The organism is Aquabacterium sp. (genome assembly GCF_035476535.1).
Taxonomy (GTDB): Bacteria; Pseudomonadota; Gammaproteobacteria; order Burkholderiales; family Burkholderiaceae_C; genus Pseudaquabacterium.
On the sequence record NZ_DATILJ010000314.1, the window covers coordinates 1 to 7077 of the forward strand.

6 protein-coding genes are annotated in these 7077 nt (G+C 68.8%); 4 read left to right on the top strand and 2 right to left on the bottom strand.

The features are described 5' to 3' along the window. From VLK61_RS30285 to VLK61_RS30300, 4 genes are all read left to right on the top strand, one after another. Positions 1-211, top strand: a 211-nt coding sequence (locus tag VLK61_RS30285; protein WP_325427119.1) for a hypothetical protein, incomplete at its 5' end; no start/stop codon positions are given. Between the two features lie 44 nt (positions 212-255). After that, complete coding sequence (locus VLK61_RS30290) at positions 256-2733, top strand: TonB-dependent siderophore receptor (RefSeq protein WP_325427121.1); 2478 nt, start codon at positions 256-258, stop codon at positions 2731-2733. Positions 2734-2808: 75 nt separating this feature from the next. Beyond that, positions 2809-3342 (top strand): YfiR family protein, encoded by a 534-nt coding sequence (locus VLK61_RS30295; RefSeq protein WP_325427123.1) that lies wholly within the window; start codon positions 2809-2811, stop codon positions 3340-3342. Continuing rightward, positions 3339-5303 carry an ATP-binding protein gene (locus VLK61_RS30300; protein ID WP_325427125.1) on the top strand — a complete coding sequence of 655 codons (1965 nt, stop codon included), beginning with the start codon at positions 3339-3341 and terminating at the stop codon, positions 5301-5303. The genes VLK61_RS30295 and VLK61_RS30300 overlap by 4 nt, the downstream gene beginning before the upstream one ends. Here VLK61_RS30300 and VLK61_RS30305 read toward each other — a convergent pair. Then, positions 5300-6700: a hypothetical protein gene (locus VLK61_RS30305; RefSeq protein ID WP_325427127.1), complete on the bottom strand. Its 1401-nt coding sequence runs from the start codon at positions 6698-6700 to the stop codon at positions 5300-5302. The two genes, VLK61_RS30300 and VLK61_RS30305, sit on opposite strands and share 4 nt — an antisense overlap. Before the next feature lie 89 nt (positions 6701-6789). Beyond that, positions 6790-7077: hypothetical protein (locus tag VLK61_RS30310; protein WP_325427129.1), on the bottom strand; the 288-nt coding region annotated here is incomplete at its 5' end.

Below are 7077 nucleotides of genomic sequence, written 5' to 3' on the forward strand. Positions count from 1 at the left end.
GGCCCGCATGGGCAATATGCGCGGAATCCGGGACCAGGCCGAACACCTGGCGGCAGCCGATGCGCGCTATCGCCCGCTGGCCGCGCGCTTGCGCCGGCTGGCCGAAGACTTCGAGTCCGTCGCCCTCCTCGACATGCTGACGGCACTGCAGGCGGGCACGCTGCACGACGTCGACGGGTCCGAGGTGCCGTCCCAGAAGTCGGTGGCCTGAGCCACGGTGGGCGCCGGCGCCCGTTCAACGCCGCTTTCCCGCCGATGTCGAACACGCTGCTGTCGATCACGCTGCTGTCGATCACGCTGAAGAGCGCCGCACCTTGCCTGCCGCGGCTGAAAGCGGCAGGATGCGTCATGAAGTGGATCCGTGGCTGCGTCATGGCGGACGTCCTGCGACACAGCGGCAGACGTCTGGCGGTCGCCATCGCAGCGCTGAGCGGGTTGACGCTGGATGCCGCATCGGCTGCCGGATCCGAAGCCGGCCCGCCCGGCGAAGTGGCCGACATGGACATCGCCGACCTGGTGAAACTGAGGGTCTCGCCCTTCGATGTCTCGACCCGTCTGGACACCGGCTATCGCGCATCCAACGCCGTGTCCGGCTCGCGCTTCGACACGCCGATCCGGGATCTGCCCTTCGCCATCCAGGCCTTCACCGAGTCGTTCATCGCCGACCAGAAACCGGTGAACATCTTCGACGTCGCGCGCTACTCGCCGGGCGTGACGTACCGCAGCAACGATTTCACCGAGGGCAACGCCAACCTCGCGATCCGTGGCTTCGCGATCAGCGCCACCCCGGGCAACGTGCAGATCCTGCGCGACGGCTTCCACGGCCCGTCGATCGTGGACTTCACCAACATCTCCCGCGTGGAGGTGGTGAAGGGCCCGGCGTCGTTCCTGTACGGCCAGGTGGCGCCCGGCGGCATCGTCAACATCATCACCAAGAGCCCACAGCCCCGCTTCACGGCCAGCGCCGAGGCCCGCTACGGCTCCTACGGGCAATACCGGATCGATGTCGACGTGACCGGGCCGCTGTCGCCAACGCTGTTCTACCGCGTCGCGGCCTCGCACGACCAGGACATGCACTACTGGGAGCCCTACGATGCCGACAGCCGGAACATCTCGCCCTCGCTGCTCTGGCAGCCCCATGAACGGGTGAGTGTGTCGCTCAAGTACGAGCACTTCAGCAAGCGCGAAACGCCGCCCCTGATGCAGAAGCCCGGCTACGGCCGCCAGGCGGGCATCGTGCCCAGCGCGGCGGACCCCAACCTGCTGGGCGTCGACGTGCCCGGCCTGCCGGACAACTGGAACAGCATGGCGCATGGCGACTATCGCCGCAGCGACACCAGCGGCCTCAGTGCCTGGGCGGACTTCAGGCTCGACGATCGCTGGAACCTGCGCGCCGCCTACAGTCGCCAGGCCTACACGGTCGACTCGCTCTTTTCCGGCAACCTCGGCATGGCCAACAACAGCACACAGCTGCAGGGACGGCGCTTGCGGCGCCAGACCTACACCAACCACGACCTCACCTACGAAGCCCAGGCCGTCGGCAAGTACGAGTTCGGCGACACCAGCCTGCGCCTGCTGCTGGGCGGGCAATACGTCGAGCGCCGCTTCGACGACCGGGCCGCCCAGGCGCCCAACGATCCGGCACTCGGCAGCAACCCCACGGCCTCGCCGCTGCCGCTGTGGGACCTGCGCGATCCGGCCACCTGGAACCGCGTCGTCACCATCCCGCTCAGCGCGCTCACCGCCAACCCGACCGACCGCTCGACCCACTTCGTGGACAAGTCAATCTATGCCGGCACCACCTTCGGCTTTTTCGAGGAGCGCTTGCTGGTGCTCGCGGGCTGGCGCAGGACGGCAACGCGAAGCCAGCTGGTCAACCACCTGCTCGGCTCAACCGGCGCCCCGTCCACCGCCAACGCGGTGACGCCGCAGTACGGCCTGCTCTACAAGCTCCGACCCGAGCTGTCTTTCTTCGCCTCCTATGCGAAATCGTTCGTGCCCGGGTCGCAGCTGCTGCTCAACCTGGACGGCACGACCCAAGCCGCCGCCCCCACCCGAGGCCGGGGCCATGACATCGGCCTGAAGACCGAGCTGTTCGGTGGACGCCTCTCCGGCACACTGACCTTCTTCGACATCCGCAACCGCAACATCGTCAACGACCTCGCGGCCACCACTGCTGCCGGTTCGGTGGTGATCTCCAACGTCCAGAGCGGCGAGCAGCGCTCGCGCGGCTTCGAGCTGGACACCACGATCCGGCTGACCGACCGGTGGCAGGCCTACCTGTCGTACAGCCACATGAACGCGCGCATCACCGAGTTCAGCGGACACGACGCAGCCATCCTGGCCCAGGACCCCGGCACGCTCGACGCCGCCGGACGGGCCAACTACAAGGCCGTGAGTCTGCTGCACAACGCGCCGTTGCAGATGAGCGCGCCCCATCTGGCCAACCTCTGGACGCGCTACGACTTCGTGCCGGACGGGCGCACGGGCGCTTATGTCGGCGGCGGCCTCAACGCGGTGCGCGACCAGACGATCCTGCCCGACGGTCCGAAGTCTTCCCACCAGACCTACACGCTGGTCAACGCACTGCTGGGCTATGCCTGGGGATCGGGCGCCCGACGCGTGAGTGTGGAACTCATGGGCAAGAACCTCAGCGACGAACATTACCGCCCTTCGCAGAGCACGCGGGCACGTCCGCGCGAGTTCCTTCTCACGGTCAAGGCCAGCCTGTGAACCGCGGCCGCCATGCGGGGTCATGACCTGTCGCCCGCTCATCACCGAGCCGCCCGATGGGCGGCCGCCGGCCTGTTGCTCCTGTTGTGCCTGCCGGGGCTCGTCGCCGCACAAGAGCCGGCGGCGGTCACGCGGAGCAAGGTCGAAGCCGCCTTCCTGCGCAACTTTGCGCGCTACGTGACATGGCCGCCCCGGTCCTTCGCCAACGAGCGCACACCCTGGTCCGTCTGCATCCTCGGCCACGACCCTTTCGAGGGTGAGCTGGAGGCCACCTTTCAGGGCCGCATGGAGCACGGACGGCCGTTCGAGGTCTTCCGTGCGAATTCGCTGGACCGCCTGCCGGCCTGCCACATCGTCTTTGTCGGTTATCAAGACGTCGCCAGGCGCCGGGCCGTGCTGGACGAGTTGAAGCTCCTGCCGACGCTGACCGTGGGCCACGCGCCCGAGTTCCTGCAGGAAGGCGGCATCATCCGGCTGGCCGTCGGCGAGCGCGTCGAAATGAGCGTCAACCTCGATCGGGCCCGTGCTGCTTCGCTGCTCATTCCGGCCAAGATGCTCGAGGTCTCTCGGGAGGTGGTGGAAAACGGTGCGGTGAAACGATGGAAGTGAGCACGCCAGGCCGACCGACCATTCGCGGCAAGCTCCTGTCCGCGCTGCTGGTGGCGGCGCTGCTGGCCTGTGCCGCAGCCAGCCTGGCGTTCGTGCTCTACGAGCGGCTGACGCTGGAGCAACGCGCCCGGCAGGCCATGGCGCCCTACGCACAGCTGGTGTCCGTCGGCGCCGAAGCGGCGGTGGCCTTTGCCGACGCGGCGCGGGCCCAGGAAATCCTCGACACGTTCCGCGCGAATCCGCAGGTGCTGGAGGCGGAACTGGTGCTGGCGGACGGGCGGGTGCTGGCCCGCTACGGCGTGCGGCCCCCCAGGGTACCGCCTCGGCCATCGAGCGGCGCCGACGGTGTCCATGTCGATCCGGGGCACGACACGGCCGATCTTCTGTACACCCTGCAAGACGGCGCGCGCCTGCACCTCGTGATGCGCCTGCGCGAGCTGAACCGCCAGACGCGCGACGCCTTGCTGGTGTTCGGTGCCGCGGTGGTTGGCCTGCTGGCCTTGATGACGCTGGGGCTGCTGGCGACGCTGCAGCGAACCATCGTCGGCCCCATCGCCCACCTGGCCGAGACCGTCGAACAGGTCCGCACCCAGGCCGACTACCGGCGACGGGTGCCGAGCGCCGGTGCCGACGAGGTGGCGCGGCTGGGCCAGAACTTCAACGCCATGATGGCGGCGATCGAGGAACGGGACGCCGAGCGCAAGCAGGCGGAAGAAGAACTCCGGCGCCACAAGGACCAGCTGGAAGAAACGGTGCGCCAGCGCACGGCCGAACTGCTGCTGGCGCGTGATGCGGCCGAAGCGGCCAACCAGGCCAAGAGCGCGTTCCTCGCGAACATGAGCCACGAGATCCGCACGCCGATGAACGCCATCCTCGGCATGTCCCACCTGGCGCTTCAAAGCGGGCTGGCCCCGCAGCAGCACAACTACATCCAGAAGGTGCACAGCTCGGCGGAATCGCTGCTGGACATCATCAACGACATCCTCGACTTCTCCAAGATCGAAGCCGGCAAGCTCGACCTCGAGTGCATCCCGTTCAGCCTGAGCGACGTGATGGACACGCTGGGCGACCTGCTCGGCATGAAGGCCGAAGAAAAGGGCCTGACACTGCAGCTCGCCCTGCCGCCGAACGTGCCGACGGCGCTGATGGGTGCCCCCTCGCGGCTGAGTCAGGTGCTGCTCAACCTGGGCAACAACGCCATCAAGTTCACCGAGCAAGGCGAGATCGTCGTGACGGTCACCGTGCTCGCGCAAGACAGCGCTTCGGTGCAGCTGACGTTCGAAGTGAGCGACACCGGCATCGGCATCAGTACCGAGCAACAGCAGCGCCTGTTTCAGCCGTTCTCGCAGGCCGACGCGTCGACCAGCCGGCGCTATGGCGGCACCGGGCTGGGGCTGGCGATCAGCCGGCACCTGGTGCACATGATGGGCGGCGAGCTGGGTGTGGACAGCGAGCCCGGCCACGGCAGCCGATTCCACTTCGACGTGCGCCTGGGCCTGCAGGTCGACGTCGGCATGCCGGCAGTGCCGCGGCGCAAGGAGGGCCAGGAGACCTTGCTCGACCACCAGGCCGCGCTGACAGGGGCCCGCATCCTGCTGGTCGAGGACAACGAGTTCAATCGCGAACTCGCCGTGGAACTGCTGCGCCGGGCCGGCGTCGAGGTCGGCATCGCCAGCAACGGCAAGGAAGCGCTGGCGGTGCTGGCCCACGAGGCATTCGATGCAGTGCTGATGGACTGCCAGATGCCCATCATGGACGGCTACGCGGCGACACGGGCGATTCGGCAGCAACCGGCCCTGCAGGCACTGCCGGTGATCGCGATGACCGCCAACGCGATGGTTGGCGACCGCGAAGCGGTGCTCGAGGCGGGCATGAACGATCACATCGCCAAGCCGATCGTGATCCACGAGATGTACGCCACCCTGGCGCGATGGGTGAAGCCGGCCCGTTCAGCCGCCTAGAACGAGGTCGAACGCAGCTGCGCACCGTCCGACCACAGCACATACCAGCGGCTGCGTCCGGGCAGCAGGGCATATGGACCTGCCGGCATGTCGAGCGGGCGCACGCGGTTGCCGGGGCTGATGGCCGACGCACCCGATGCGGTGCGCACCACGGCCACCCGCGAAAGCGTTCCCGCGACCTGCTCGAACATCGCCAGGCTGGCCTCGCGCGGGTCCGACAGGCCCAGCGCTTCCGAGACCGCGGGCGGCGCAAGCGGCGAAAGATCCGGACGCAGCGTGAGGTCGGCGATCCGCACCTGGCGTGCGGCATCGCTGCCGAGCACGGACACTGTTAGCACGTCGCGCGAACTCCAGCCCACGGCCAGCGCCCTGGCATCGCGCAGGCCGGGCACGCGGTATTCCTTCGCCGCACGCACGGCGTCGTCGGCGATCAGCCAGGCCAGCACGCGGGTGCCGTCGTCGGCGGGCACGGCCACCGCCACCAGCGTCTGGCCGTCCTTGGGTGCCAGCGTGGCAGCGCCGGCGCGTGCCGTGCCGCTGAAACCGGCCAGGCGCTTCGGCCCGTCGAGCCGCGGCTCGCCGCCCGGCGCGGTGCCGATGAACCAGAGCAGTTCGGCCTCGGCACCCACATCACCCGCAATGGCCGGCACGGCGAGACGCCCCTTGCGCACCAGCCCGTTCAGCCACAAGGACACGCGCCTGCCGGCAGCGGCTTCGGCCGGTTTGGGTGACTGGTTGGTGGCCGCCGCGAGCCCGCCATGGGTCACCGCCAGCATCCACCGCAGCGGGTCGAAGGCGAGGTCGTGGTTGGCGTACCAACCGAGCGTGCGCAAGGGGCGCTCAAGCTCGGGCCCCTGCTGCACCTCCAGCGAGAAGAGCTCGCCGTTGCGCGGATCTTCTTCCCGCACCAGCACCGTGCCGGCATGGCGCCGGCGCGCCAGCACGACGAGCCCGGTCGCCGGCTCGCCGTCCGGGCTGCGCGACATGAAGGCCGACGGGTCCTGCACCGGCACCGGCTCGATCTTGAAGCGCGTGGCCTGGGCGACCACGGTGGCGGCGCCGAGCTGCAGCGTCGCGTCGAGCACGTAATCGCCGGTTTGGTCGAGCGCCGCGAAGTCGCGCAGTTCGAGGTCGCCGGTGGCCGAGCCGCCGGGCGCGACATCCACATCAGGCGCCGCTGCGCCCGGACGCACGCGCCGGCCATCGGCCGGCACGAAGCTGATCGCCTGGCCGTCCGGCGTGCGCAGCGTGAAACGCGGTTGCGTGACACCGGGCATGCCGAGATCGGGCACGCTGACGGTCGCTGCCGAGCCGTTCTCGATGGCCACGTCGACCACGACGCTGGCGTCCGGCGCATACACGGGCTGGCGTGAGGCCAGCCGAAGATTCACTGCCATGGTCGTGCCTTTCGTCGATTCCTCGGTGGCCGCCGTCGTCCACGCGGCGGCAAGTGCCAGCACGCCGATGACGTACGGTCGCCACGCTTTCACTTCGGCCCATTCCTGTCGAACTGGTCACCCTTGTAGCCGCGCAAGCGCATGATGCACAGCCCGCAGAAGCCAGGGCGCGGGCGGTTGTAGGACATCAGGCAGTTCCAGTTCTTGGCGTCGTGGAAGTCCGGCGTGATGCCGCCGCCGCTGTTCACTTCCTGCCGGGCGCCGGCGGCATTGACGTCGACCCGCGGCGCATGCGGCATGAACATGCAGTGGCCGATCTCGTGCGCCGGGGTCTGCTCGGTGCCGGCATCGGTGTTCGTCAGCAGGAAGCCGGTCTG

Bases quoted from the DNA above. Each gene is read 5' to 3' on its own strand.
- VLK61_RS30290 (WP_325427121.1), top strand. From the start codon at position 256: ATGTCGAACACGCTGCTGTCGATCACGCTGCTGTCGATCACGCTGAAG.
- VLK61_RS30305 (WP_325427127.1), bottom strand. From the start codon at position 6,700: ATGGCAGTGAATCTTCGGCTGGCCTCACGCCAGCCCGTGTATGCGCCG.